The organism is Yersinia entomophaga (genome assembly GCF_001656035.1).
Classification (GTDB): Bacteria; Pseudomonadota; Gammaproteobacteria; order Enterobacterales; family Enterobacteriaceae; genus Yersinia; species Yersinia entomophaga.
This window is the reverse complement of record NZ_CP010029.1, coordinates 1,872,078-1,897,189: the sequence shown is the minus strand read 5'-3', so window position 1 is coordinate 1,897,189 and position 25,112 is coordinate 1,872,078. Positions and strand designations below refer to the sequence as shown.

The following is a 25,112-nucleotide window of genomic DNA, read 5'->3' as shown; positions in this document are numbered from 1 at the left end:
ACAAAAGCTATTGGCGCTTACTGCCCGAAGCGTACAGAGTTCCTAATTTGCGGCCTGCCTAATGATCTCCTTTTGGGGTCAAAGCAGGCCGTGTCGTTGATAGCATTAATTTTTTAGACAGGAAGAGTATTTTGACTACTGACACTCATACTCTGCATATTGAAGAGATTTTAGATCTACTGCCGCACCGTTTTCCTTTTTTGCTGGTAGATCGCGTCCTGGATTTTGAGGAAGGGAAATTTCTACGTGCAGTGAAGAACGTCTCTTTCAACGAGCCTTTTTTCCAAGGCCATTTCCCCGGTAAGCCTATTTTCCCTGGCGTACTGATTTTGGAAGCAATGGCGCAGGCTACCGGTATTTTGGCATTTAAAAGCCGCGGTAAACTTGAACCAGGCGAACTTTACTACTTTGCTGGTATTGATGAAGCCCGCTTTAAACGCCCGGTAGTGCCTGGCGATCAGATGATTATGGAAGTTGAATTCGTCAAAGAGCGTCGTGGTTTAACCCGCTTTACCGGTGTTGCTAAAGTTGACGGTGAAATTGTCTGTACTGCCACCATGATGTGCGCACGCAGCAAACCGGCACCAGCAGCAGTACCCGCATCTAAGGAGTCTTGATACGTGATTGACAAAACCGCCTTTATCCACCCGAGTGCTATCGTTGAAGAAGGTGCTGTGATTGGTGCTAATGTTCACATTGGCCCATTTTGCTATATCGGTTCCCAGGTGGAAATTGGTGAAGGCACAGTACTGAAATCCCATATTGTCGTGAACGGCGTGACTAAAATCGGCCGCGATAATGAGATTTACCAGTTTGCTTCCATTGGTGAAGCTAACCAGGATCTGAAATATGCCGGCGAACCGACACGGGTGGAAATTGGCGATCGTAACCGTATCCGTGAAAGTGTGACTATCCACCGTGGCACGGTACAAGGTACCGGGGTGACGAAAGTTGGTAGCGATAACCTACTGATGATTAATGCCCATATCGCTCATGACTGCATTATCGGCAACCGCTGCATCTTTGCCAATAACGCGACTTTGGGTGGCCACGTTGAAGTGGATGATTATGCCATTATTGGCGGAATGACCGCTGTTCATCAATTCTGTGTGATCGGTGCACATGTAATGGTTGGCGGCTGTTCCGGGGTTGCGCAGGATGTGCCTCCTTTTGTCATAGCGCAAGGAAACCACGCGACACCGTTCGGTATTAATATCGAAGGGCTGAAACGCCGTGGTTTTGATAAAGAATCTCTGCATGCTATCCGTAATGCTTACAAGCTTGTGTATCGCAGCGGACGTACTTTGGATGAAGTGAAGCCGGAAATTGCCGAATTGGCCGAGCAGCATCCTGCGGTTAAGCCGTTCAGCGATTTCTTCGCTCGTTCGACCCGCGGTATTATCCGCTAACTTATGCAAGAGCCTGTCATGACAGCCGATCGCCCATTAACTATTGGGTTAGTTGCCGGAGAAACCTCCGGCGATATTTTAGGTGCAGGGTTAATCCGGGCGCTTAAAGCTCAGGTTCCCAATGCCCGCTTTGTCGGCGTTGCCGGCCCCTTAATGCAAGCCGAGGGTTGTGAAGCCTGGTACGAAATGGAAGAGTTGGCTGTGATGGGGGTTGTGGAGGTGCTGGAACGGTTACCGCGTCTTCTTAAAATCCGTAAGGATTTGACGCGCCGTTTCAGCGAGCTTTCTCCCGATGTATTCGTGGGTATCGATGCTCCCGATTTTAACATCACCCTGGAAGGCCGCTTAAAGCAGAACGGAATTCGCACTATTCATTACGTCAGTCCCTCGGTTTGGGCCTGGCGTCATAAGCGCGTTTTCAAAATCGGTAAAGCCACAGATATGGTTTTGGCTTTTCTGCCTTTCGAAAAAGCGTTTTACGATCGTTTCAACGTTCCCTGTCGTTTTATTGGTCACACCATGGCGGATGCCATGCCGTTGGTTGCCAATCGTGCGGCGGCTCGTGCTGAATTAGGTATCGCTACTGATGTCCACTGTCTGGCGTTATTGCCGGGGAGTCGGCATTCAGAAGTCGAAATGTTAAGTGCCGACTTTCTACGCACCGCCGAGATATTACGGCAGCAATTCCCTGATTTAGAAGTATTGGTGCCGCTGGTGAACAGCAAGCGTCGGGAACAGTTCGAACGTATAAAAGCCGAAGTTGCACCGGAATTATCCGTCCATTTATTGGATGGTAAAGCCAGAGCTGCAATGGTCGCCAGCGATGCCACTCTGTTGGCTTCGGGCACCGCCGCGCTGGAATGCATGTTGGCCAAATCGCCGATGGTTGTGGGTTACCGTATGAAGCCTTTCACCTTCTGGTTGGCGGAGCGTTTGGTGAAAACGCCTTATGTCTCATTACCTAACTTACTGGCGGGCGAAGAACTGGTTCCCGAATTGCTACAGCAAGAGTGTCAGCCGCAAAAATTGGCAGACGCTTTATTACCTTTATTGAAGGGTGGCGAGGCGGTTGAAGCACTAAAAACACGTTTTCTGGCCTTGCACCAAAGCATTCGCTGCGATGCGGACAAACAGGCCGCACAGGCGGTATTGGAATTAGCGAAGCAATGAGCGATATTTTTATTTATCCGCAGGCAAATCTCATTGCCGGCGTTGATGAGGTCGGGCGCGGGCCGCTGGTTGGCGCGGTCGTGACCGCCGCAGTGATCCTCGACCCGAATCAACCCATTATCGGGCTGGCAGACTCAAAGAAACTCAGTGAAAAGCGCAGATTGGCGCTTTATGACGAGATTACCGAGAAGGCGCTGTCTTGGAGTCTGGGGCGCGCAGAGCCGGAAGAAATTGACGATATGAATATATTGCACGCTACCATGCTGGCGATGCAGAGAGCGGTTGCCGGGCTGCATATTGCGCCTGATTATGTCTTAATCGACGGTAACCGTTGTCCGGCACTGCCGATGCCGTCCCTCGCGGTGGTGAAAGGGGATAGCCGAGTGGCTGAGATTAGCGCTGCGTCTATCGTCGCAAAAGTGACCCGCGATCGGGAAATGGCGTTGCTGGATGCCGAGTTTCCGGATTACGGCTTTGCTCAGCATAAAGGCTATCCGACCGCATTCCATCTAGAGCGGTTGGCCGCATTGGGTGCCACAGATCACCATCGTCGCAGTTTTGCTCCGGTTAAACGCGTGCTCGGGCTGGCATAGGCCCGCATTGCTACTGCCTGATGGAAACAACGTATAGCCAGTGAATATCGAATTGCATCCATACAATGGTTTGCGTGATACAGGTTATAGTTATGATGCCCCGAGACACCCAGTCCTGCGGGTGTGATTCAATCCACTAATTTCTGGTATCTGGATATGGCCGAACCTCGTTTTGTCCACCTGCGTGTTCACAGCGATTATTCCATGATCGATGGATTAGCCAAGATTGGACCCTTGGTGAAGCGGGCTGCCGCCTTAGGCATGCCAGCGTTAGCGATTACTGACTTTACCAACCTGTGCGGTTTGGTGAAGTTTTACGGCAGCGCTCACGGCGCGGGAATCAAACCTATCATTGGCGCTGATTTCTGTGTGCAGAGCGAGATGCTGGGCGATGAGTTTGCGCATCTGACTATTCTGGCGCGTAACAACGAAGGCTATCAAAACCTTACCCTGCTTATTTCCGAGGCTTATCAGCGTGGCTATGGCCCCGCAGGGCCGGTTATCGATCGTGACTGGCTGATTAAGCACCGCGAAGGGCTGATTTTGTTGTCCGGCGGACGTATGGGCGACGTAGGCAAATTTTTGCTGCGTGGCAATCAGGCTCAGGTCGATCAATGTCTTGATTTTTACAATGAATACTTCCCTGGTAGCTACTATTTAGAGCTAATCCGTACTGGACGACAGGACGAAGAAAATTATCTGCACGTAGCGGTAGCATTAGCGACTGAACGCGGTATTCCCGTGGTTGCCACCAACGATGTGCGCTTTATTGATGAAACGGATTTTGATGCCCATGAAATTCGCGTGGCGATTCATGATGGCTTCACTTTGGTCGATCCGAAACGACCAAAAAATTATAGTCCTCAGCAGTTTATGCGCGATGAAGAGCAGATGTGCGAGCTGTTCGCGGATATTCCTGAAGCGCTGATCAACAGCGTTGAAATTGCCAAACGTTGTAACGTGACAATTCGGCTGGGTGAATATTTCCTGCCTCAATTCCCGACCGGGGATATGAGTACCGAAGATTTTCTGATCGAAAAATCCAAACAGGGTCTGGAAGAACGTCTGGAATTTTTATTCCCGGATCCGGAAGTCAGGGCGCAAAAGCGGCCTGAATATGATGAACGTCTGGATATCGAGCTTAAAGTTATCAACCAGATGGGATTCCCAGGCTACTTCCTGATCGTGATGGAGTTTATCCAGTGGTCGAAAGATAACGGCGTACCGGTTGGGCCGGGGCGTGGTTCAGGTGCAGGTTCTCTGGTGGCTTATGCCCTGAAAATCACCGATCTGGATCCGCTGGAATTTGATCTGCTTTTTGAACGATTCCTGAACCCTGAACGTGTATCCATGCCCGATTTCGACGTCGATTTCTGTATGGAAAAACGCGATCTGGTGATTGAGCACGTTGCTGAAATGTATGGCCGTGACGCGGTTTCGCAGATTATTACCTTCGGTACGATGGCCGCTAAAGCGGTAATCCGCGACGTTGGCCGGGTGCTGGGCCATCCCTATGGTTTTGTCGATCGTATTTCCAAATTGATTCCGCCCGATCCGGGGATGACGCTGGAAAAAGCCTTCGCCGCCGAGCCACAGTTACCTGAAATTTACGAAGCGGACGAAGAAGTTCGAGCCTTGATCGATATGGCGCGTAAATTGGAAGGTGTTACCCGTAACGCCGGTAAACACGCCGGTGGGGTAGTTATCGCGCCGACCAAAATTACCGATTTTGCGCCGCTATATTGCGACGCCGAGGGGAATAACCCGGTTACTCAGTTCGATAAAAATGATGTCGAATATGCCGGTTTAGTGAAGTTTGACTTCCTCGGTTTGCGTACTCTAACCATCATTAACTGGGCGCTGGAGATGATCAACGCCCGTCGCGCCAAGACCGGGCTGGAACCCATCGATATCGCGTCCATTCCGCTGGAGGATAAAAAGAGCTTTGATATGCTGCAACGGTCGGAAACGACGGCGGTATTCCAGCTCGAATCCCGCGGGATGAAGGATCTGATTAAACGCCTGAAACCCGACTGCTTCGAAGATATGATCGCCTTGGTGGCGCTGTTCCGCCCAGGACCGTTGCAATCAGGCATGGTAGATAACTTTATTGACCGTAAGCACGGTCGCGAAGAGTTGTCCTATCCAGATATCCAATGGCAGCATGAATCTCTGAAACCGGTACTAGAGCCTACCTACGGCATTATTTTGTACCAAGAACAGGTTATGCAGATCGCTCAGGTGCTGTCGGGCTACTCCCTCGGCGGGGCGGATATGCTACGCCGCGCAATGGGTAAGAAAAATCCGGCGGAAATGGCCAAGCAGCGTTCCGTGTTTGAAGATGGAGCTAAAAGTCAGGGTATTGACGGCGAACTGGCGATTAAGATCTTCGATCTGGTAGAAAAATTTGCGGGTTACGGTTTTAACAAATCTCACTCTGCCGCCTACGCGTTGGTTTCCTATCAGACTTTGTGGCTGAAAGCACATTATCCGGCTGAATTTATGGCTGCGGTAATGACCGCTGATATGGATAATACAGAGAAAGTCGTTGGTTTGGTGGATGAGTGCTGGCGCATGGGGCTGAAAATCCTGCCGCCGGATATAAACAGCGGGCTGTATCATTTCCATGTGAACGATGAAGGCGAGATCGTTTACGGCATTGGCGCTATCAAAGGCGTGGGCGAAGGCCCAATCGAAGCTATGCTGGAAGCCCGCAACCAAGGCGGCTACTTTAAAGATCTGTTCGATTTATGTGCGCGGGTTGATACCAAAAAACTGAATCGACGGATTCTGGAAAAACTGATAATGTCCGGCGCTTTCGATCGTCTCGGTCCGCATCGTGCGGCCTTGATGAGCTCTCTCGGAGAAGCGCTGAAAGCGGCAGATCAGCATGCCAAAGCGGAAGCTATTGGTCAGGCAGATATGTTCGGCGTACTGGCGGATGCGCCTGAGCAGGTCGAGCAATCTTATGCTAACGTACCGCGCTGGCAGGAACAGGTGGTTCTTGACGGTGAGAGGGAGACGCTGGGGCTGTATTTAACCGGTCACCCGATTACCCAGTATCTAAAGGAAATCGAGCGTTATACCGGTGGGTTGCGCCTGAAAGATATGCACCCGACGGATCGGGGCAAAATGACGACAGCAGTGGGGCTGGTAATCGCTGCGCGCGTGATGGTAACAAAACGCGGAAATCGTATCGGCATCTGTACGCTAGATGACCGTTCCGGGCGTCTGGAAGTGATGATGTTCACGGATGCGTTGGAAAAATATCAGCATTTGTTAGAAAAAGACCGTATCCTGATAGCCAGTGGGCAGGTCAGCTTTGATGACTTTAGCGGTGGACTTAAAATGACCGCCCGTGAGTTAATGGATATCAGTGAAGCTCGTGAAAAATATGCCCGTGGGCTTGCTATCTCGCTGACTGACAGGCAAATTGATGACCAGCTTTTGAACCGTCTCCGCCAATCGTTGGAACCCCACCGATCGGGGACGATCCCAGTACATCTTTATTACCAACGGGAAGATGCGCGCGCCAGACTACGATTTGGTGCCACGTGGCGTGTTACCCCGACAGACCGTTTATTGATCGACCTGCGGACGCTGGTTGGTAATGAGCAGGTGGAACTGGAATTTGACTAAAATAGGAATGCTATGAGTCTGAATTTTCTTGATTTTGAACAGCCGATTGCAGAGCTGGAAGCGAAAATTGACTCGCTGACTGCAGTCAGCCGTCAAGACGAAAAATTAGATATTAATCTGGATGAAGAGGTCCAGCGTCTGCGTGAGAAAAGCGTTGAGCTGACGCGGAAGATTTTTTCGGACCTCGGGGCTTGGCAGGTCGCTCAATTAGCGCGCCATCCGCGACGTCCTTATACCCTGGATTATATCGCTAACATTTTTACGGATTTCGAAGAGCTGGCAGGTGACCGTGCCTATGCTGATGATAAAGCTATCGTCGGCGGAATTGCCCGTTTGGAAGGCCGTCCGGTGATGATCATTGGTCATCAGAAAGGCCGTGAAACCAAAGAAAAAATTCGTCGCAACTTCGGTATGCCTGCTCCAGAAGGCTACCGTAAAGCGCTGCGTTTGATGGAAATGGCTGAGCGCTTCAAGCTGCCGATCATTACTTTCATTGATACTCCGGGGGCTTACCCTGGCGTTGGCGCCGAAGAACGCGGCCAGTCAGAGGCCATTGCCCGTAACCTGCGCGAAATGTCTCGTCTGAATGTGCCTATCGTCTGTACCGTTATCGGTGAAGGCGGCTCCGGTGGCGCGTTGGCGATTGGCGTAGGCGACAAAGTGAATATGTTGCAGTACAGCACTTACTCGGTGATTTCGCCGGAAGGCTGTGCGTCAATTCTGTGGAAAAGTGCGGATAAAGCGCCGTTAGCTGCCGAAGCTATGGGTATTACCGCGCCACGCCTGAAAGAGCTCAAGATGATCGATTCCGTGATTCCTGAACCTTTAGGCGGTGCACATCGCGATTATCAGGCCATTGCCGCTTCACTGAAAGCGCAATTGCTGGCCGATCTGAGCGATCTGGATGTGTTGAATAACGATGAGTTGCTGAATCGCCGCTACCAGCGGTTGATGAACTACGGCTATTGCTGATTTAATCTTTCAGACAAAAACCCGGACTCACTTTGACTCCGGGTTTTTTATTGGGCAATAATAGCCGCTCAATCAGAGATTATTGGGTAACCACTTTGAGTTGGTATCGCCAAGAATAATACTAGAAATAGTGTTAACGTAACTTTTATCCGGGTTTATCTCCACGTTTACTCTGACCTTTTCCCGCAGTACATAAGCCGTTTTAGCCAGATTACAGATTATCGGTACGTCACTAAAATGCCAGACCATATTTTCGCGTGGTTCGGTTCTCTCACTAAATGAAATCCGACACCCCTGATCCGATACGCGAATGGCCGCGACGGTCCCATCGATGACATAACTGGAGCCAGGAGTATCATCGGCAAAGGCAATAGGCGTTAATGAAACAAACAGAGAAAAAATAATCGGTTTATTCAAAATAACCTCCGTGTATCATTTATATTATGGTGGGTTAATATCTCATTGAGATATGTTTATTTATTCAACGTTATTCTCTAATGCCGCAATAAGTCTGTTGACGAAATAAAAATGTCTGCCTTTTCTGGTTTTACATCTTTTATTTTGTAACTGCCTTTTCTTCATGGAATTGGAGTTGGGAGTTATACAAGTAAAAGAGGCGGCTAATGGGGGCAGTGTTTCACCTTGTATTACATCACGATAACCTCGCGGATTGCCAATATGGGTATAAAATTCTGAGCTACTGATATCACCATCGTTGGCTGAGTTATAACCTAAATTTGGCTGCCATCGATTTATCCAAAAGCCATTTGAAAATAGCTGACCGGATTGATAATAATTCTGCAATATTTCTCCGGTTATTTCGATAAAAGAAATGATCCGCTCCGCCGATATACCTTCCAGCGCCACCCATTCCTCCATTCCGCCATAATTATGCAATAGCGCTGATAATCCGGCTTGTCGTGGTGAGTGTTCGGCGCTGGTATCTCTGGCATGTGCGATAGAACCTTCGACTTCATAGAAGTTTGACTCTGGCCTTATGGCATAGATAAAAATTCGAAAGTCTTCCTCAAAAGGCTCTTCGCTATTGGCTCTGGCAAGTGATGCTGCGTGCTCGATGCTATGACGAAACGAAGCGCTGGTAGAGACAAAGGCACTGGTGTAATCATCGACAGATTCTCCATCAAAATGATGTATAAGATCATAATCAACGCGTGGGCCTGCCCAAGGACGCATTCCGTTAGCTGCATTTATCTCCCCTAAGTCCCGGGTGTCGGCGCGGTATACCAGGTTAACGGGGTAAATAGCATAGCTGGCGGATATATAAAAAAATAGAAGTCCAATAATAAACAGTGTATTGATTAATAGAGAGAGAAACTTTCCCTGCATAACACCATCCTTATAACCTGTGAAATAAAATATTATATTTTGATGGTGAAGTGTTAAATGTAAATCAAAAATTTAAAAGCCTTAAAATAAGTTACATTTTGATTATTACTTGATGTTATTTAATTTGCTGGCTGGGCTTGTTTTGATAATTATTATTGTCTGATCGTTCTCTTTTTTAGTTTTAATTGTGGCTTTAATCTCGCCCGATTAATTCACTCGGTGATTAAATTTATTATTTTGTCCAGAATGCAGTCAATATATGGCATGGTGTCTGATATAGAATTTCCAACATTATTATCTAATTAGGTACACAGCGGCGAGTTTTCATGTTGTTATAGGGATAAATAAAAATGTGAGGACTATACAAATGAATATCATCGCCATTATGAGCCCAATGGGGGGTTACTATAAGGATGAGCCAATTCGTGAGCTTCACAGCGCTCTGCAAGCTAAAGGTTTTCAACTGGTTTACCCGAAAGATGGGCAGGATCTACTCAAGCTGATTGAACATAACGCTCGGATTATTGGCGTCATTTTCGATTGGGATCAGCACAGCATGGCGCTGTGTACCGAGATCAACGAGTTAAATGAATACCTGCCGATTTATGCTTTTATCAATACGACCTCATCGCTGGATGTCAGCCTGAATGAAATGCGCATGGCACTGTATTTCTTCGAATATGCGCTTAACGCAGCCGATGATATTGCTCAGCATATTGAGCAGTATACCGCCGAGTATATTGATGTCATCACGCCGCCGCTGACCAAAGCGTTGTTTCACTATGTTAAAGAGGGAAAATATACGTTTTGCACCCCAGGGCACATGGCGGGCACGGCATTTCAGAAAAGCCCGGTGGGGAGCCTATTTTATGATTTCTTTGGCGCCAATACCTTAAAAGCCGATATTTCTATTTCGGTGACCGAACTGGGGTCTTTACTGGATCATAGCGGCCCGCATTTAGAAGCCGAAGAGTATATCGCGCGTACTTTCAACGCCGAAAAAAGTTATATGGTGACCAACGGTACGTCGACCGCCAATAAAATCGTCGGCATGTATTCTGCCCCAGCCGGTTGCAGCATATTGATCGACCGTAATTGTCATAAGTCACTGACGCATTTATTGATGATGAGCGATATCACGCCGCTATATTTGCGGCCTGCGCGTAATGCCTACGGTATTTTGGGCGGAATACCGAAGAGAGAGTTTACTCGCGAAAGCATCAACGAAAAGATCGCGCAAACGGCGGGGGCTACCTGGCCTGTCCATGCGGTTATTACTAACTCAACCTATGACGGTCTGTTGTATAACACCGATTATATTAAACAGACTCTGGACGTTCCTTCGATACATTTTGATTCTGCTTGGGTGCCTTACACTCAATTTCACCAGATCTACGATGGTAAGAGTGGAATGAGCGGCGATAGGATTCCCGGTAAAGTTATTTACGAAACCCAATCGACGCATAAATTACTGGCCGCATTTTCTCAGGCTTCGATGATTCATATAAAAGGCGATTATAACGAATCGACCTTTAATGAAGCCTATATGATGCACACGACCACTTCCCCACATTACGGTATCGTGGCCTCAATGGAAACGGCAGCCGCCATGATGCGAGGTAAACCGGGCAAACGGCTGATTCAGCGCTCTATTGAGCGCGCGATGCATTTCCGTAAAGAAGTTAAGCGCTTGAGAGCCGAAAGCGATAACTGGTTCTTTGACGTCTGGCAGCCAGATGATATTGAAGACATCCAGTGCTGGCCGCTAGAGCCGGGCGAAAACTGGCATGGCTTTGCTAAGGCAGACGCTGATCATATGTATCTGGACCCGATTAAAGTCACGATTCTGATGCCGGGAATGAACAGTGATGGGCAGTTGACGGAGGAAGGTATTCCTGCCGCTCTAGTGGCAAAATTTCTCGATGAGCGTGGCGTTATAGTTGAGAAAACCGGGCCGTATAACTTATTGTTCCTGTTCAGTATTGGTATAGATAAAACCAAAGCCATGAGTTTATTACGTGGGCTGATGGAGTTTAAGCGCGCCTATGATCTGAATTTACGTGTCAAAAATATGCTGCCGGATTTGTATGCGGAAGATCCTGATTTTTATCGTCATATGCGAATTCAGGATCTCGCCGCCGGCATACATCAACTTATTCGTCACCATGACTTGCCGCGTCTAATGCATCAGTCCTTTAGCGTATTGCCGGAAATGAAACTGACGCCTTACGATATGTTCCAACAGCAAATCCGCGGTAATATAGAAGAATGTGAAATGGGTGATCTGATTGGCAAAGTGGTTGCCAATATGATTCTGCCTTATCCGCCGGGCGTACCCGTGGTGATGCCGGGTGAAATGATTACCGAAGAAAGCCGAGCGGTGTTGGATTTCCTGCTGATGCTGTGTGCTATCGGCGAGCACTATCCCGGCTTTGAAACCGATATTCACGGCGCTCATCTGGCCGACGATGGACGATATATGGTTAAGGTGCTGAAAACCAGTTGATAACCCATCACCCGTTAGCCAGCGGGTGAAAAATAATGATGGAGCCAGCCATGTTGGACATTCGCCAGATTCACCATATTGCGGTGATCGGCTCAGATTATCAGGTCAGCAAGGATTTCTACTGCGACGTATTGGGATTCGCTTTGCTGAGTGAGGTTTATCGCGCAGAGCGTGATTCCTGGAAAGCCGATTTGGCATTAAACGATAATTATATCATTGAGTTATTTTCCTTCCCGGCTCCGGCTGCGCGGCCAAGCCGCCCGGAAGCCTGTGGCTTACGTCACCTGGCGTTTCAGGTAGATGATATTGATTTGAGCGTTAAGCAATTGGCTGAGAAGGGCGTGGCTTGTGAAACGGTGCGAATCGATCCTTATACACAATCGCGTTTCACTTTCTTTCAGGATCCGGACGGGCTGCCGTTGGAACTGTATGAATTGAAGCCGTCTCGGTGATGTATCGATGAATCAGCCACAACAACTCGTTGAATATATTGCCGATAACCTGCGTGGGCAAACCAGTTTTCTGGTGGGATTCAGCGGTGGACTAGATTCCAGCGTGTTGCTCCACGCTTTGGTGCAGCTGCGCGCTAGTCTGTTGCCGTCTCTAACCCTGCGCGCTATTCATATACATCATGGTTTGAATCCACTGGCGGAAAACTGGGTGGAACATTGCCAGGCACAGTGTCAGGGCTGGAATGTGCCATTTGAAGTTGTTCGGGTACAGCTCGATACGCGCCACAGTGGGATAGAAGCCGCCGCGCGAACCGCGCGTTATCAGGCCTTTTCCAGCCACTTGGCAGAAGGAGAAACCTTACTTACTGCTCAGCATCTCGACGATCAAAGTGAAACCTTTTTACTGGCGTTAAAACGCGGCAGCGGCCCTGCGGGTTTAGCTTCGATGGCTGCGGCTATGCCATTTGCTGAGGGGCAGATTTTGCGCCCATTATTAGCTATTTCTCGCAAACAATTAGAGCGTTACGCCGAAGATTGCCAGTTGGCATGGATAGAAGATGATAGCAATCAGGACGATCGCTTCGATCGTAATTTTCTGCGTCTGAAAGTATTGCCGGTTTTATCCGAACGTTGGCCGCATTTTTCCCGATCGGTGGCGCGTAGTGCGGAGTTGTGCGCTGAGCAGGAACAATTGTTAGATGAGCTATTATCTGAACCCTTGGCGCAACTACGGCAACCGGATGGTTCTTTAGCGATCAACGGTTTAGCGCTAATGTCGGAAGCTAAACGCGGTGCCTTGCTGCGTCGTTGGCTGGCAGAGAAAGGCGTGGCGATGCCCGCCAGAGAACAGCTACAGCGAATTTGGAATGAAGTGGCGTTGGCGCGGGCTGATGCAGAACCGGTGCTGGAGTTAGCTCCTCATCAGGTACGGCGTTTTCGGCAATATTTGTATGTATTACCGCAGTTGGAAGCCATCACTACGACAGTTTTACCGTGGTCTGTGCCATCGCCGTTGGAGCTACCCGCCGGGCTGGGACGTTTGGAACTGGCTGATGAGAAGGGACAGAAAATCCGAGTGCCCGCTGAAAATGAACCTGTTAGCGTCCGTTTTGGCCTACAGGGGAACATCAGAATCGTTGGGCGTCGGCATTCGCGGCGCGCTAAAAAATTGTGGCAGGAATTAGGCATTCCGCCTTGGGAGCGCGAACGTATTCCGCTATTGTATTTTGGTGAGCAATTGATAGCCGCCATCGGCGTATTTATCACGCCAGAGGGCGTAGCCGAAGAAGGCGGAGCCTGCTGGTGCGTTCAGTGGCGTCAGCTGAATAACAGAATAAATAACGAATAATAAAAGCGGTCTTGAGGATCAATGATGAAATCAGTTGTGTGTCTGGCAGTGGCGTTGAGCCTATGCAGTTTTTCTGCAATGGCGAAAAATGATATTGAGGCCGGTAAGGCGAAGTCTGCCGCCTGTATTGCCTGTCACGGTATGAATGGTAAGGTTTCGGTGCCGATGTATCCGAATTTGGCAGGGCAAAATGCGCTCTATCTTGAGCAATCGCTAAAAGCGTATAAAACCGGCGGGCGTTCTGGCGGTCAGGCTGAGGTGATGCGCGCCTATGTTTCAGGTTTGACCGATGAGGATATGTCTGATTTGGCGGCTTACTATGCCAGCCTTAAACCCTAATATTTCGCCTTGGTTAAAAACAAAACGGGCCACTTTTCAGCGGCCCGTTTTTTTTGGCGAAAGGATTACGAAGCACTGACCACGACAGTTCCAATTTCTGGATGACTGAAGCTGGCGATATGATCCAGCCGTAACTCGCGCATTTTCCCCGATTCTTCCACAATCAGGTATTCGACATGCTTGCGTAATAGCAGGTCGCTGGCTTTACCTTCTACGATCTCACCGCCTCTCAACTTCAACGTCAGTATCAGGTGATGCTGGCAGGCGAGTTCCAGATTATCGTAATCATCGCAATTGATGGGTTGATACTCTTCACTCATCGACATAATCGCTCACCAATAAGTTAGCGGCGGCGTAAGCCGCCTGTTCCCTAACGGAGGACGGCAGTGCGTCATTTGCCGCAACTTCGTCCAATGCTTTCAATACACAGCCCAGCGCATCAGGCACATACCCAAGATCGCCACTGCCAATCTCGGAATAAAAACGACGTACTAATTCACAGTATTGTTGCACGGTATCCTCCCGGAAAAGTTTAACCCGGTGGATTTTCAATGGTAAACCACATTGTAAAACCACGAAGATAAACTCTGAACTTATAAGGACTATAGCACAGGAGTTGAAGAGATATCAGCGTTCAGCGGAAGGTTTCTTTGCTTACTAAAAGCCATTAATAATCGGTTTATGTGGGGTTAGCAGCGCGCGCAAAGGCGGGATCAAGTACACTGTCCTCCTGAAAATCAAGAGGTCACCCATGGCACTAAAAGCAACCATTCACAAAGCCACAGTCAATATTGCCGATATGGATCGCAATGTCTTTATGGATACTAACCTGACGGTGGCACAGCACCCTTCCGAAACCGATCAACGCATGATGCTGCGGCTATTGGCGTGGATTTGCCATGCGGACGAGCGTTTGTTATTTACCAAAGGCCTAAGTGCGGACGATGAGCCGGAAATCTGGCTGCGTAACGATCATAACGGCATCGAGCTGTGGGTGGAGTTAGGGCTGCCGGACGAGAAGCGCTTGCGCAAAGCCTGCAATCAGTCGAAAAAAGTTGTTCTTTATTCCTATGGGGAACGCGCGGCGAAAGTGTGGTGGCCGCAGGTTAAAGAGAAACTTTCCGGCCATGAAAATCTTCAGGTACGTTTTCTGGATGATGAGCAAATGGCGAAACTGGCTGCGATGTCCGCTCGCAACATGAATTTGCAGGCGACCCTGCAAGAGGGAACCATTTGGCTTTCTGATGCTCAGAATAATCTGGAAATCACTTTTTCTGAATGGCAAGGCAGCGAGCAATAAGTGTGTTAAATATTTCGAATAGCGTGACGCTGGCCGACAGCGAGATAGAGCTAACGGCGATCCGGGCTCAGGGCGCGGGTGGCCAGCATGTTAATAAATCCTCAACGGCAATACATTTGCGCTTTGACATCAAGGCCTCTAGCCTGCCAGAGTATTACAAGCAGCGCCTGTTGGCGCTGAATCATCATCTGGTCACGGCGGATGGGGTGGTGATTATCAAGGCTCAGGAATACCGCAGTCAGGATATGAATCGCGAGGCAGCTCTGGCCCGTTTAGCGGCGCTGATTCGCCAAGCCATGGTCGTAGAGAAGACCCGGCGACCAACCAAGCCGACCAAAGGCTCTAAAATTCGGCGGGTGGAAGGAAAAGTCCGCAAAGGTGCAACTAAAGCGCTGCGCGGCAAAATACATCAGGATTGATACCGCAGGGGTGTGGGTCCATAGGATTGGTACGCAGTAGGAGATAAGCTGTGAGAAAACTCAGTATTACTTTGTTATTAGCAGCTGGCGCTTTGTCACTGCTGGGCTGTAAAAACCTTTATCAGCCAAAACAGCAACCTTTACAACCGATGCTGCAAAGTTATCAGGGCGTATTGCCTTGCGCGGATTGCAGTGGGCTGGATACGTCTTTATTTTTAGATGCTGACGGCACCTTCGTATTGCAGGAAACTTATCGCGATACCAGAGATGGCGATAGGACATTCTCAGAGCAGGGAACCTGGGCGCGAACCGCCGATAAGCTAGTGTTAACCAGCGCTAAAGGTGAGAAGCGCTATTTCCATCCGGTAGGAAAGAATCTGGAAATGTTGGATCAAAATGGACAACGGATTACATCCTCTCTGAACTACCAGTTAACGGCCAGCGAAGCTTTGCCAACGACGTCTATTCCTTTGCGTGGCATGTATATTTATATGGCTGATGCGGCACAGTTTACCGACTGCGCTACCGGCCATAGCTTCGCGGTTGATAATAATGTCGAGTTGGAAACCGGTTATATGAATGCGCGGAAAAACGCCGGCGAGCCGATTTTCCTGACGTTAAATGGACATTTTGGTATGCGACCGTCTATGGAAGACGGACAGTGGGATAAGTCCATGATTCCTGATGGCAATATCAAGTTCACTGCGGGTAAGACCTGTAATAGCAAATAATCGTAAGCGGACGGATTATTCACTGGTTTTTCAGTGATTCAGCTAAAGAAAAAGCCCTGTTAAAAACAGGGCTTTTTGGTATCCATTCTCGGCTGATTAGCCTTTGATTTCACTCAGCAGGAACTCAATGATTTCGCTGGTTTTAATCATTTTCTTCTCACTGGCACGGCGGTTTTTGTATTCCACTTCTTCGCTGTCCAAGTTGCGATCGCCAATAACGATATTGTGCGGCACGCCAATCAGTTCCATATCGGCAAACATCACGCCCGGACGTTCTTTACGGTCGTCCAGAATGACATCGATGCCTTTAGCGCGCAGAGTGGCGTACAGTTCTTCCGCCAGCTCTTTAACGCGGAAAGACTTGTGCATATTCATAGGGAGAATAGCAACCTGGAATGGCGCAATAGCATCTGGCCAGATAATCCCGCGGTCATCATGATTTTGCTCAATCGCCGCCGCCACTACGCGGGAAACCCCAATGCCGTAACAGCCCATGGTCATGACCTGATTGCGGCCATCTTCACCCTGAACCGTCGCTTTCATTGCTTCGGAATACTTGGTGCCCAGCTGGAAGATATGACCCACTTCGATACCGCGTTTAATCTGCAAAGTACCTTTGCCGTCTGGGCTGATATCGCCTTCAACCACGTTACGCAGATCAGCAATCTGCGGCAGCGGCAGATCGCGCTCCCAGTTAATACCGAAGTAATGTTTGCCATCAATGTTTGCGCCAGCGCCGAAATCGCTCATAACTGCAACGCTGCGATCGATAACCACTGGCATTGGCAGGTTCACCGGGCCGAGAGAACCAGGACCTGCGCCTACGATAGCGCGAATTTCTTCTTCGCTCGCGAAGGTCAGCGGTTTGGCAACCTGCGGTAGTTTCTCCGCCTTGATTTCGTTCAGCTCGTGATCGCCACGTACTAGCAGGGCAATCAGCTTATGGCCACTTTCTTCATGGGCATGAACCATCAGGGTTTTGACGGTTTTTTCGATGGGTAACTGGAATTGGTCTACCAATTCAGCGATGGTTTTCGCATTTGGCGTATCAATAACACGCAATTCTTCCGACGCGGCCGCGCGAGGTTCGTTTGGCGCCATGGCTTCCGCGAATTCGATATTCGCCGCGTAGTCTGATTCGGTAGAGAAAACGATATCGTCTTCACCGCTGTCGGCCAGAACCTGGAACTCATGGGATGCGTCGCCACCGATAGAGCCGGTATCAGCCAGAACCGGGCGGAAGTTCAGCCCCATACGTTCAAAGATACGGTTGTATGCGGCATACATGGCATCGTAAGTTTCTTGCAGAGACTCCTGCGTTGTATGGAAAGAGTAAGCATCTTTCATGAGAAACTCGCGGGCGCGCATAACGCCAAAGCGCGGACGTACTTCGTCCCGGAACTTGGTTTGAATCTGGAAGAAGTTCAGCGGCAACTGCTTATAAGAGTTGATTTCGCCACGAACCAGATCGGTAATCACTTCTTCGTGAGTCGGGCCAAGTACAAAAGGACGTTCGCCGCGATCGACAAAACGCAGCAATTCAGGGCCGTATTGCTCCCAACGACCGCTCTCCTGCCACAGGTCTGCGGGCTGAACTACCGGCATGGAAACTTCAATAGCGCCCGCATTGTTCATCTCTTCACGAACGATGTTTTCAACTTTTTTCAGAACGCGAATACCGGTGGGCAGCCAGGTATAAAGACCTGAGGCCAGTTTACGAACCATGCCGGCACGCAGCATCAATTGATGGCTAATGACTTCCGCGTCGGCAGGCGTCTCTTTTAGAGTGGAGAGCAAATATTGGCTAGTGCGCATGATGTTTTGGTTCCATTAGAACTGCAAATTGCAACAGGCTGCCGAGATTGGTCAGGCAGTCAAAAACAGTAAAAGTAGCTTAGTTTACCAGTGAGAAACGGTTGTCAAAAGAGAACAGCACGAAATTTAGCGTGGGTCGAGGGATAACACTTCGGTTTGCTGCCCAATAACTCGCCAACGAACGTTAAACTCTAATAATAATACTGCGTATTCCCGCGTTTCTACTTCATTTTTCCGATAGGCCGGACGAGGGTCCTGTGCCAGAACCTGAGAAATAAAACGCTCTAGATTCGGGTAGCGCGCCTGATTTTCTGCTAACTGCCGTTGGGCATAAGCGGAAAATGTTACTGGCATATCGGTGTCAGGTGCTGATTGAGCAAAACCGGCACGAGCCAGCGGCTGGCTTTCTGCAAAGGGCAGGTAGGGTTTAATATCGATAACCGGCGTGCCGTCGACCAGATCCAGACTCCCTAGCTCAAGCACCACTTCCGAACCTTTCACTCGCACGGCTTTCAGCTCAATGAGCGACATACCGATGGGATTGGGACGAAAAGTCGATCGGGTGGCAAATACGCCCATACGAGCATTGCCGCCAAGGCGTGGAGGACGCACAGTAGGTCGCCAACCGCCGTCCATGGTTTGATGGAAAACAAACATTATCCATAGGTGGCTAAAATCATTCAGGCCGCGAACTGCCTCTGGCTGATTATAAGGAGCCAGTAATTGTAGCTCACCGCCGCCGTCTTCAATCAGCCCCGGCTGTCGAGGAACTGCAAATTTTTCTTTATAGGGCGACCGGATAACGCCGATCTGCTCAAAGGAAAACGTGGTCATTTTGACGATACGTTCAACGCAGAACCTTGGCAAATCGCCTGCTGGTAACAACCTGGCGCGCCGCTGATAATCTGACATTCATGGAGCAATACCGCGTTTGCTTTCAGGTAAGAGGCTTTAATCTGCATTCTCTTACGCGCCGTGGCAATATTCGGCGGTGAGTCTTGCGCGCTGGTTTGGCAGGATTCACCTGAAACTTCCCCTAAATCACGGAAAGGTTTACCGACCAACTCTTCGGCGGTTTTATACAGTTTCACCGGCGCAGAACGCGGAGCCGTAGTTTGAGTGGATTTGGCCGTCGGCTGTGGGTTTGGCAACATCTTCCCGCCATTGGATGATTCGGTTTGCAGCATGGAACATCCAGTTAGCGAAAGAGCTAACCAACAGAGAGGTAACGCACGCATAGAGATTCCTTTGCTTTTTATATTTAAGTTGCGCTATTGAAGCAATCTATCATGCAAATAACAAGACGGGCCGTAGCCCGTCTTGAAGATATATTCACTAAAATCAGTAATGAAAAATTACCAGCCTTTTACAGCACCGCCGTTAAAGGCTTTATTCGCGGCTTCGTAAACTTCTTCAGACTGGTAGGCCTGTACGAATTTCTTCACGTTTTCCGCGTCTTTATTGTCTTCACGCGCCACGATCAGGTTAACGTAAGGTGAGTCTTTGCCTTCGACAAACAGACCGTCTTTCGCCGGAGTCAGACCAACCTGGCTGGCATAAGTGGTGTTGATCACCGCCAGCGCAATTTTCTGGTCATCCAGAACGCGCGGTAACTGGGGCGCTTCCAGCTCAACCAGATTCAGGTTTTTAGGGTTTTCGATGATATCCAGCTTCGTTGGCAGCAAGCCTACGCCTGGCTTCAGTTTGATCAGATTTTGTTTTTCCAGCAGCAGCAGGGAACGGCCTAGGTTAGTTGGATCGTTAGGTACTGCGACGCTGGAGCCCGGTTGCAGTTCGTCCAGTGATTTGATTTTCTTGGAGTAACCGGCAATGGGGTAAACGAAGGAATTACCAACGGAAACCAATTTATAACCGCGATCAATGATTTGCTGATCCAGATAAGGTTTATGCTGAAAAGCATTCAGATCGATATCGCCTTTGCTCAACGCTTCGTTAGGCAACACATAATCGTTGAATACAACTAACTCAACGTCCAGACCGTATTTATCTTTCGCAACTTTCTGCGCAACTTCTGCAACCTGCTGCTCAGCGCCAACGATCACACCTACTTTGATGTGATTAGTATCTTTTTCTTCCTGACCACAACCGGCCAAAAGCAGGGTTCCGATCAGCGCGCCGACTGCCGCGATAGATTTTAATTTAAAAGACATATCCTTTCCTCTATAGACATTCATTTTAATAGGCGCCGCTGTGAGCGCTATCGCAGGCTGATTATTACTTGTGAGTCACGGCTCTGACGATCCGGTCACCACAGAACTGAATCAGATAGACCAAAATAACCAATAATACTAAGACGGTATTCATTGCGGTCGCGTCATACCCAATATAACCATATTGGTATCCGATTTGACCTAAACCACCGGCACCGACTGCGCCACCCATGGCGGAATAACCGACCAGAGTAATCAGCGTAATGGTTGCCGCGTTAACTAAACCGGGCAAAGCTTCTGGTAATAATACTTTTTTGATGATTTGGAACGGCGTGGCACCCATGGCGCGAGCCGCTTCTACCAAACCAGATGGAATCTCCAGTAGGGCGTTTTCTACCATACGCGCGATAAATGGCGCAGCGCCTACGGTTAAAGGAACGATTGCCGCCTGTAGGCCGATAGAGGTGCCTACTATCATGCGAGTGAATGGAATCATCCAAACCAATAAAATAATGAAAGGTATGGAGCGGAAAATATTCACCAACGCTGAGACTGTCTTATATAAGGTACTGTTGGCGCTGATTTGCCCAGGACGTGTGATATACAGCAACACGCCAATTGGCAGGCCCAGTACAAAACCGAAAAAGCCGGAAACGAAGGTCATCACAATCGTTTCCCAGATGCCCCGGCCCATTAACCACATCATTGCCTCAGACATAACCCAGAACCTCTACTTTTACATGATGATCTTGCAGGAATTTGATTGCGGCCAGGCCATCTTCACTTTCGCCGTGCAATTCCGCCAACATAACGCCGAATTTAACTCCGCCGGCATAATCCATTTGTGAACTCAGAATACCGATATCGATGTTAAAGCGACGTACTGCCTGAGAAATCAGCGGAGCGTCTACGGATTTGCCGGTAAATTCCAGTTTCAGCAATGGCACACGGTCAGACGCAGGTTCAGCGCTCATGCGTAGGGCATAGTCTTCTGGGATATCCAGATGCAGCGTGGAATGAATAAACTGCTGCGCCAGCGGCGTTTTCGGATGGGAGAACACTTCGCTCACGCTGTCTTTCTCAATCAGCTTGCCTTCGCTAATAACGGCAACCTGATCGCAAATGCGTTTTACCACGTCCATTTCATGGGTGATTAACAAGATAGTTAATCCCAGCCGACGGTTAATGTCTTTCAGCAGTTCCAGAATAGAACGGGTCGTCGCTGGGTCCAGTGCGCTGGTGGCTTCGTCGCACAATAAAACTTTCGGATTGCTGGCAAGCGCTCGGGCAATAGCCACGCGCTGTTTTTGTCCGCCGGAAAGGTTAGCCGGATAGGCGTCCTGTTTATCAGCCAAACCGACCAAATCAAGTAATTCGAGCACTCTCTTCTTTATATCTGCGCGCGGCGTGTTATCCAACTCAAGCGGCAGAGCAATATTACCGAATACGGTACGGGAGGAGAGCAAATTAAAATGCTGGAAAATCATGCCAATCTGACGGCGTGCGCGAGTCAGTTCGCGTTCTGATAATGAAGTCAGATCCTGACCATCAACCAGAACCTGACCGCTGGTTGGTCGCTCTAACATATTGGCGCAGCGAATCAGGGTGCTTTTGCCTGCGCCTGATGAGCCGATAACGCCATAGATCTGTCCGGCAGGGACGTGAAGAGTCACGTCAGAGAGGGCGGTAATAACACGCGATCCCTGCTGAAACACTTTGCTGATATTGGAGAGTTTAATCATATTATTCTTATTTTATCGTTAGTTTCCGTGGCTAGATAAAAAGTAAACTTTAGTGAAACCAAAGCATGGATCGGATGTTAAGGCGTCTAGACGTCCAAGTCAACTGGGAAGGTTATTTCTCTTCATTCTCAATGATGGGTGAAACATGCAATACTAGCGGTGTTTACAGTCCTCAGGAGCATATAAGTGACGCAGCCAGTTCCCGCAATATTTTTAGATCGTGACGGTACTCTTAATATCGACCACGGTTATGTCCACGAGATAGATAACTTTCAGTTTATTGACGGTGTGATTGATGCTTGCCGTGAATTAAAAGAAATGGGCTTTGCCTTGGTGCTAGTGACTAACCAATCTGGCATCGCCCGCGGCATGTTTACCGAAGCCCAGTTTGTCAGCCTGACAGAATGGATGGATTGGTCACTGGCCGATCGCGGTGTGGATTTGGATGGTATCTATTTCTGTCCGCATCATCCGGAAGGAAGTGTCGACGAGTTTCGTCAAACCTGCGAATGTCGCAAGCCGTTACCTGGCATGTTAATAGAAGCACAGCAAGAATTGAACATCGATATGGCTGCTTCTTATATGGTAGGTGATAAAATTGAAGACATGCAGGCCGCATTGGCTGCCAATGTCGGTACTAAAGTTCTGGTGAGAAGCGGTAAACCCGTAACTGAAGCGGGTGAAGCGCTGGCCGATTGGGTGCTAAATAGCCTCGCAGAACTACCAAAAGCCATCAAAATGCGGGTTAAATAAGCGTAAAGCGCAAATAATCAGCAAACGGAATAAACTTTACGATAAACCCTTGCCATTCTGAAGCAGCTCCCTATAATGCGCATCCATCGACACGGCGCTGTGAGCAACTTCACAGAGTGGCCGGGGAGAACAGAGAAAATTAACGAATTAAGTTGTTGACTCTGTAGCGGGAAAGCGTATTATCTGCCTCCCGCGTTACCGTAAGATTCGCCACAAGCGAACGGGTAACGAACGCTCTTTAACAATTTATCAGACAATCTGTGTGGGCACTCGCAAGACGATATCAAAGCCTGTTTCGGCAGGCAGAAGAAATATCAAGTCTTGAAGAGTGACCAAAGCAGTAAACATTTGAACTTCGGTTCGAATGCATATTTGCAGAAAGTAATCTTTGAGCATCGCTACTTCGGTAGCAAATCAAACAAATCTTAAATTGAAGAGTTTGATCATGGCTCAGATTGAACGCTGGCGGCAGGCCTAACACATGCAAGTCGAGCGGCAGCGGAAAGTAGCTTGCTACTTTGCCGGCGAGCGGCGGACGGGTGAGTAATGTCTGGGAAACTGCCTGATGGAGGGGGATAACTACTGGAAACGGTAGCTAATACCGCATAACCTCGCAAGAGCAAAGTGGGGGACCTTAGGGCCTCACGCCATCGGATGTGCCCAGATGGGATTAGCTAGTAGGTGGGGTAATGGCTCACCTAGGCGACGATCCCTAGCTGGTCTGAGAGGATGACCAGCCACACTGGAACTGAGACACGGTCCAGACTCCTACGGGAGGCAGCAGTGGGGAATATTGCACAATGGGCGCAAGCCTGATGCAGCCATGCCGCGTGTGTGAAGAAGGCCTTCGGGTTGTAAAGCACTTTCAGCGAGGAGGAAGGCATTTCACCTAATACGTGAAGTGATTGACGTTACTCGCAGAAGAAGCACCGGCTAACTCCGTGCCAGCAGCCGCGGTAATACGGAGGGTGCAAGCGTTAATCGGAATTACTGGGCGTAAAGCGCACGCAGGCGGTTTGTTAAGTCAGATGTGAAATCCCCGAGCTTAACTTGGGAACTGCATTTGAAACTGGCAAGCTAGAGTCTTGTAGAGGGGGGTAGAATTCCAGGTGTAGCGGTGAAATGCGTAGAGATCTGGAGGAATACCGGTGGCGAAGGCGGCCCCCTGGACAAAGACTGACGCTCAGGTGCGAAAGCGTGGGGAGCAAACAGGATTAGATACCCTGGTAGTCCACGCTGTAAACGATGTCGACTTGGAGGTTGTGCCCTTGAGGCGTGGCTTCCGGAGCTAACGCGTTAAGTCGACCGCCTGGGGAGTACGGCCGCAAGGTTAAAACTCAAATGAATTGACGGGGGCCCGCACAAGCGGTGGAGCATGTGGTTTAATTCGATGCAACGCGAAGAACCTTACCTACTCTTGACATCCACAGAACGTAGCAGAGATGCTTCGGTGCCTTCGGGAACTGTGAGACAGGTGCTGCATGGCTGTCGTCAGCTCGTGTTGTGAAATGTTGGGTTAAGTCCCGCAACGAGCGCAACCCTTATCCTTTGTTGCCAGCACGTCATGGTGGGAACTCAAGGGAGACTGCCGGTGATAAACCGGAGGAAGGTGGGGATGACGTCAAGTCATCATGGCCCTTACGAGTAGGGCTACACACGTGCTACAATGGCAGATACAAAGTGAAGCGAACTCGCGAGAGCAAGCGGACCACATAAAGTCTGTCGTAGTCCGGATTGGAGTCTGCAACTCGACTCCATGAAGTCGGAATCGCTAGTAATCGTAGATCAGAATGCTACGGTGAATACGTTCCCGGGCCTTGTACACACCGCCCGTCACACCATGGGAGTGGGTTGCAAAAGAAGTAGGTAGCTTAACCTTCGGGAGGGCGCTTACCACTTTGTGATTCATGACTGGGGTGAAGTCGTAACAAGGTAACCGTAGGGGAACCTGCGGTTGGATCACCTCCTTACCTAATGATACGCATTGCGTAGTGTCCACACAGATTGTCTGATAATAGTAATGAGCAAGAGCACCTGTTGATGTCGTGAGTTTCGACTCATGATGACACGAGAAACGATTAAGTTTTTGATTTAGTCGGAATTTCCTGTGTCCCCATCGTCTAGAGGCCTAGGACACCGCCCTTTCACGGCGGTAACAGGGGTTCGAATCCCCTTGGGGACGCCATCCGATAATGAGTGAAAGACATTATCAACTGAATATCTTAAAGATGACTTTAACGAGTCGTGTTTAAGATATTGCTCTTTAACAATCTGGAACAAGCTGAAAATTGAAACACTGCAGCTAAAACTTGTCTCTCCGTAGATTTACCGAGACAAGGAGTCATCTGCAGGTAGAGTCTCTCAATAATCGCAGCACGATGATGTCGAAAGACACCTTCGGGTTGT

Annotated in this window: 24 protein-coding genes, 1 tRNA gene and 1 rRNA gene; 16 read left to right on the top strand and 10 right to left on the bottom strand. The window is 49.2% G+C overall.

Annotation, left to right across the window (positions count from 1 at the left end; all coding sequences use genetic code 11):
- The first annotated feature begins 131 nt into the window (after positions 1-131).
- The 6 genes from fabZ to accA all read left to right on the top strand — a co-directional run bounded on the left by fabZ (position 132) and on the right by accA (position 7,783).
- Positions 132-617 carry a 3-hydroxyacyl-ACP dehydratase FabZ gene (gene fabZ, locus PL78_RS08620; RefSeq protein ID WP_064514778.1) on the top strand — a complete coding sequence of 162 codons (486 nt, stop codon included), beginning with the start codon at positions 132-134 and terminating at the stop codon, positions 615-617.
- A 3-nt stretch (positions 618-620) separates the two neighbouring features.
- Positions 621-1,409: an acyl-ACP--UDP-N-acetylglucosamine O-acyltransferase gene (lpxA, locus tag PL78_RS08615; RefSeq protein ID WP_049599940.1), complete on the top strand. Its 789-nt coding sequence runs from the start codon at positions 621-623 to the stop codon at positions 1,407-1,409.
- 3 nt (positions 1,410-1,412) lie between these two features.
- Positions 1,413-2,579, top strand: a complete 1,167-nt coding sequence (lpxB, locus tag PL78_RS08610) for a lipid-A-disaccharide synthase (protein WP_064514776.1) — start codon at positions 1,413-1,415, stop codon at positions 2,577-2,579.
- A complete protein-coding gene (gene rnhB, locus PL78_RS08605) occupies positions 2,576-3,172 on the top strand; it encodes a ribonuclease HII (RefSeq protein ID WP_064514774.1) in 597 nt (198 codons plus the stop codon). The genes lpxB and rnhB overlap by 4 nt, the downstream gene beginning before the upstream one ends.
- Positions 3,173-3,328: 156 nt before the next feature.
- Complete coding sequence (gene dnaE / locus PL78_RS08600; protein WP_064514772.1) at positions 3,329-6,811, top strand: DNA polymerase III subunit alpha; 3,483 nt, start codon at positions 3,329-3,331, stop codon at positions 6,809-6,811.
- A 12-nt stretch (positions 6,812-6,823) separates the two neighbouring features.
- Positions 6,824-7,783, top strand: coding sequence for an acetyl-CoA carboxylase carboxyl transferase subunit alpha (gene accA / locus PL78_RS08595; protein ID WP_064514770.1), 960 nt, complete (start codon positions 6,824-6,826; stop codon positions 7,781-7,783).
- 72 nt (positions 7,784-7,855) lie between these two features.
- On the opposite strand, the gene PL78_RS08590 is transcribed toward accA, so the two are convergent.
- Together PL78_RS08590 and PL78_RS08585 are read right to left on the bottom strand one after the other, a co-directional pair.
- A complete protein-coding gene (locus tag PL78_RS08590; protein WP_064514768.1) occupies positions 7,856-8,200 on the bottom strand; it encodes a hypothetical protein in 345 nt (114 codons plus the stop codon).
- A 60-nt stretch (positions 8,201-8,260) separates the two neighbouring features.
- Entirely contained in the window at positions 8,261-9,130 is an 870-nt protein-coding gene (locus PL78_RS08585) for a hypothetical protein (RefSeq protein WP_064514766.1), read from the bottom strand.
- A gap of 367 nt (positions 9,131-9,497) precedes the next feature.
- Here PL78_RS08585 and PL78_RS08580 point away from each other — a divergent pair, with 367 nt between their 5' ends.
- The 4 genes from PL78_RS08580 to PL78_RS08565 are packed head-to-tail and all read left to right on the top strand — an operon-like array spanning position 9,498 to position 13,775.
- Positions 9,498-11,636, top strand: coding sequence for a lysine decarboxylase LdcC (locus tag PL78_RS08580; RefSeq protein WP_064514765.1), 2,139 nt, complete (start codon positions 9,498-9,500; stop codon positions 11,634-11,636).
- 50 nt (positions 11,637-11,686) lie between these two features.
- A complete protein-coding gene (locus PL78_RS08575; RefSeq protein ID WP_064514763.1) occupies positions 11,687-12,088 on the top strand; it encodes a VOC family protein in 402 nt (133 codons plus the stop codon).
- Between the two features lie 7 nt (positions 12,089-12,095).
- Positions 12,096-13,436 carry a tRNA lysidine(34) synthetase TilS gene (gene tilS / locus PL78_RS08570; RefSeq protein WP_064514761.1) on the top strand — a complete coding sequence of 447 codons (1,341 nt, stop codon included), beginning with the start codon at positions 12,096-12,098 and terminating at the stop codon, positions 13,434-13,436.
- A gap of 21 nt (positions 13,437-13,457) precedes the next feature.
- Complete coding sequence (locus PL78_RS08565) at positions 13,458-13,775, top strand: c-type cytochrome (protein ID WP_084414307.1); 318 nt, start codon at positions 13,458-13,460, stop codon at positions 13,773-13,775.
- Between the two features lie 65 nt (positions 13,776-13,840).
- On the opposite strand, the gene rof is transcribed toward PL78_RS08565, so the two are convergent.
- Both rof and PL78_RS08555 read right to left on the bottom strand, forming a co-directional pair.
- Entirely contained in the window at positions 13,841-14,101 is a 261-nt protein-coding gene (rof, locus tag PL78_RS08560; RefSeq protein ID WP_049599964.1) for a Rho-binding antiterminator, read from the bottom strand.
- A complete protein-coding gene (locus PL78_RS08555) occupies positions 14,088-14,288 on the bottom strand; it encodes a YaeP family protein (RefSeq protein WP_049599966.1) in 201 nt (66 codons plus the stop codon). The genes rof and PL78_RS08555 overlap by 14 nt, the downstream gene beginning before the upstream one ends.
- Before the next feature lie 238 nt (positions 14,289-14,526).
- On the opposite strand from PL78_RS08555, the gene PL78_RS08550 reads away from it, so the two are divergent.
- From PL78_RS08550 to nlpE, 3 genes are read left to right on the top strand one after another with little or no spacing between them, the layout of a single operon-like run.
- Positions 14,527-15,075, top strand: coding sequence for a YaeQ family protein (locus PL78_RS08550; protein ID WP_064514757.1), 549 nt, complete (start codon positions 14,527-14,529; stop codon positions 15,073-15,075).
- A gap of 2 nt (positions 15,076-15,077) precedes the next feature.
- Positions 15,078-15,494: an alternative ribosome rescue aminoacyl-tRNA hydrolase ArfB gene (gene arfB, locus PL78_RS08545; protein ID WP_049599972.1), complete on the top strand. Its 417-nt coding sequence runs from the start codon at positions 15,078-15,080 to the stop codon at positions 15,492-15,494.
- A 50-nt stretch (positions 15,495-15,544) separates the two neighbouring features.
- Positions 15,545-16,225: an envelope stress response activation lipoprotein NlpE gene (nlpE, locus tag PL78_RS08540; protein ID WP_064514755.1), complete on the top strand. Its 681-nt coding sequence runs from the start codon at positions 15,545-15,547 to the stop codon at positions 16,223-16,225.
- A gap of 96 nt (positions 16,226-16,321) precedes the next feature.
- Here the strand turns inward: nlpE and proS are convergent, their stop codons facing one another.
- The 6 genes from proS to metN form a co-directional block, all read right to left on the bottom strand.
- The gene (proS, locus tag PL78_RS08535; RefSeq protein ID WP_064514753.1) at positions 16,322-18,040 is read right to left on the bottom strand and encodes a proline--tRNA ligase; all 1,719 of its coding nucleotides are present in this window, start codon (positions 18,038-18,040) and stop codon (positions 16,322-16,324) included.
- A gap of 126 nt (positions 18,041-18,166) precedes the next feature.
- The gene (tsaA, locus tag PL78_RS08530) at positions 18,167-18,874 is read right to left on the bottom strand and encodes a tRNA (N6-threonylcarbamoyladenosine(37)-N6)-methyltransferase TrmO (protein ID WP_064514751.1); all 708 of its coding nucleotides are present in this window, start codon (positions 18,872-18,874) and stop codon (positions 18,167-18,169) included.
- The gene (gene rcsF / locus PL78_RS08525) at positions 18,871-19,278 is read right to left on the bottom strand and encodes an Rcs stress response system protein RcsF (protein ID WP_064514749.1); all 408 of its coding nucleotides are present in this window, start codon (positions 19,276-19,278) and stop codon (positions 18,871-18,873) included. The genes tsaA and rcsF overlap by 4 nt, the downstream gene beginning before the upstream one ends.
- 117 nt (positions 19,279-19,395) lie before the next feature.
- Complete coding sequence (locus tag PL78_RS08520; RefSeq protein WP_064514747.1) at positions 19,396-20,211, bottom strand: MetQ/NlpA family lipoprotein; 816 nt, start codon at positions 20,209-20,211, stop codon at positions 19,396-19,398.
- A 64-nt stretch (positions 20,212-20,275) separates the two neighbouring features.
- The gene (locus tag PL78_RS08515; RefSeq protein ID WP_064514744.1) at positions 20,276-20,929 is read right to left on the bottom strand and encodes a methionine ABC transporter permease MetI; all 654 of its coding nucleotides are present in this window, start codon (positions 20,927-20,929) and stop codon (positions 20,276-20,278) included.
- The gene (gene metN / locus PL78_RS08510; RefSeq protein WP_064514742.1) at positions 20,922-21,953 is read right to left on the bottom strand and encodes a methionine ABC transporter ATP-binding protein MetN; all 1,032 of its coding nucleotides are present in this window, start codon (positions 21,951-21,953) and stop codon (positions 20,922-20,924) included. The genes PL78_RS08515 and metN overlap by 8 nt, the downstream gene beginning before the upstream one ends.
- Before the next feature lie 186 nt (positions 21,954-22,139).
- On the opposite strand from metN, the gene gmhB reads away from it, so the two are divergent.
- From gmhB to PL78_RS08495, 3 genes are all read left to right on the top strand, one after another.
- On the top strand, positions 22,140-22,706 hold the full coding sequence (gmhB, locus tag PL78_RS08505) for a D-glycero-beta-D-manno-heptose 1,7-bisphosphate 7-phosphatase (protein WP_064514741.1): 567 nt from the start codon (positions 22,140-22,142) through the stop codon (positions 22,704-22,706).
- Between the two features lie 427 nt (positions 22,707-23,133).
- Positions 23,134-24,676, top strand: a 16S ribosomal RNA gene (locus tag PL78_RS08500).
- Between the two features lie 139 nt (positions 24,677-24,815).
- A tRNA-Glu gene (locus PL78_RS08495) sits at positions 24,816-24,891 on the top strand.
- Positions 24,892-25,112: the final 221 nt, after the last annotated feature.

What these genes read in the sequence shown, in the direction of transcription:
- rcsF (WP_064514749.1), bottom strand. Translation starts at nt 19,278, where the DNA reads ATGCGTGCGTTACCTCTCTGTTGGTTAGCTCTTTCGCTAACTGGATGT.
- proS (WP_064514753.1), bottom strand. Translation starts at nt 18,040, where the DNA reads ATGCGCACTAGCCAATATTTGCTCTCCACTCTAAAAGAGACGCCTGCC.
- PL78_RS08575 (WP_064514763.1), top strand. Translation starts at nt 11,687, where the DNA reads ATGTTGGACATTCGCCAGATTCACCATATTGCGGTGATCGGCTCAGAT.
- PL78_RS08565 (WP_084414307.1), top strand. Translation starts at nt 13,458, where the DNA reads ATGATGAAATCAGTTGTGTGTCTGGCAGTGGCGTTGAGCCTATGCAGT.
- PL78_RS08520 (WP_064514747.1), bottom strand. Translation starts at nt 20,211, where the DNA reads ATGTCTTTTAAATTAAAATCTATCGCGGCAGTCGGCGCGCTGATCGGA.
- tsaA (WP_064514751.1), bottom strand. Translation starts at nt 18,874, where the DNA reads ATGACCACGTTTTCCTTTGAGCAGATCGGCGTTATCCGGTCGCCCTAT.
- lpxB (WP_064514776.1), top strand. Translation starts at nt 1,413, where the DNA reads ATGCAAGAGCCTGTCATGACAGCCGATCGCCCATTAACTATTGGGTTA.
- PL78_RS08580 (WP_064514765.1), top strand. Translation starts at nt 9,498, where the DNA reads ATGAATATCATCGCCATTATGAGCCCAATGGGGGGTTACTATAAGGAT.
- accA (WP_064514770.1), top strand. Translation starts at nt 6,824, where the DNA reads ATGAGTCTGAATTTTCTTGATTTTGAACAGCCGATTGCAGAGCTGGAA.
- PL78_RS08515 (WP_064514744.1), bottom strand. Translation starts at nt 20,929, where the DNA reads ATGTCTGAGGCAATGATGTGGTTAATGGGCCGGGGCATCTGGGAAACG.
- tilS (WP_064514761.1), top strand. Translation starts at nt 12,096, where the DNA reads ATGAATCAGCCACAACAACTCGTTGAATATATTGCCGATAACCTGCGT.
- metN (WP_064514742.1), bottom strand. Translation starts at nt 21,953, where the DNA reads ATGATTAAACTCTCCAATATCAGCAAAGTGTTTCAGCAGGGATCGCGT.
- dnaE (WP_064514772.1), top strand. Translation starts at nt 3,329, where the DNA reads ATGGCCGAACCTCGTTTTGTCCACCTGCGTGTTCACAGCGATTATTCC.
- rnhB (WP_064514774.1), top strand. Translation starts at nt 2,576, where the DNA reads ATGAGCGATATTTTTATTTATCCGCAGGCAAATCTCATTGCCGGCGTT.
- rof (WP_049599964.1), bottom strand. Translation starts at nt 14,101, where the DNA reads ATGTCGATGAGTGAAGAGTATCAACCCATCAATTGCGATGATTACGAT.
- PL78_RS08585 (WP_064514766.1), bottom strand. Translation starts at nt 9,130, where the DNA reads ATGCAGGGAAAGTTTCTCTCTCTATTAATCAATACACTGTTTATTATT.
- PL78_RS08550 (WP_064514757.1), top strand. Translation starts at nt 14,527, where the DNA reads ATGGCACTAAAAGCAACCATTCACAAAGCCACAGTCAATATTGCCGAT.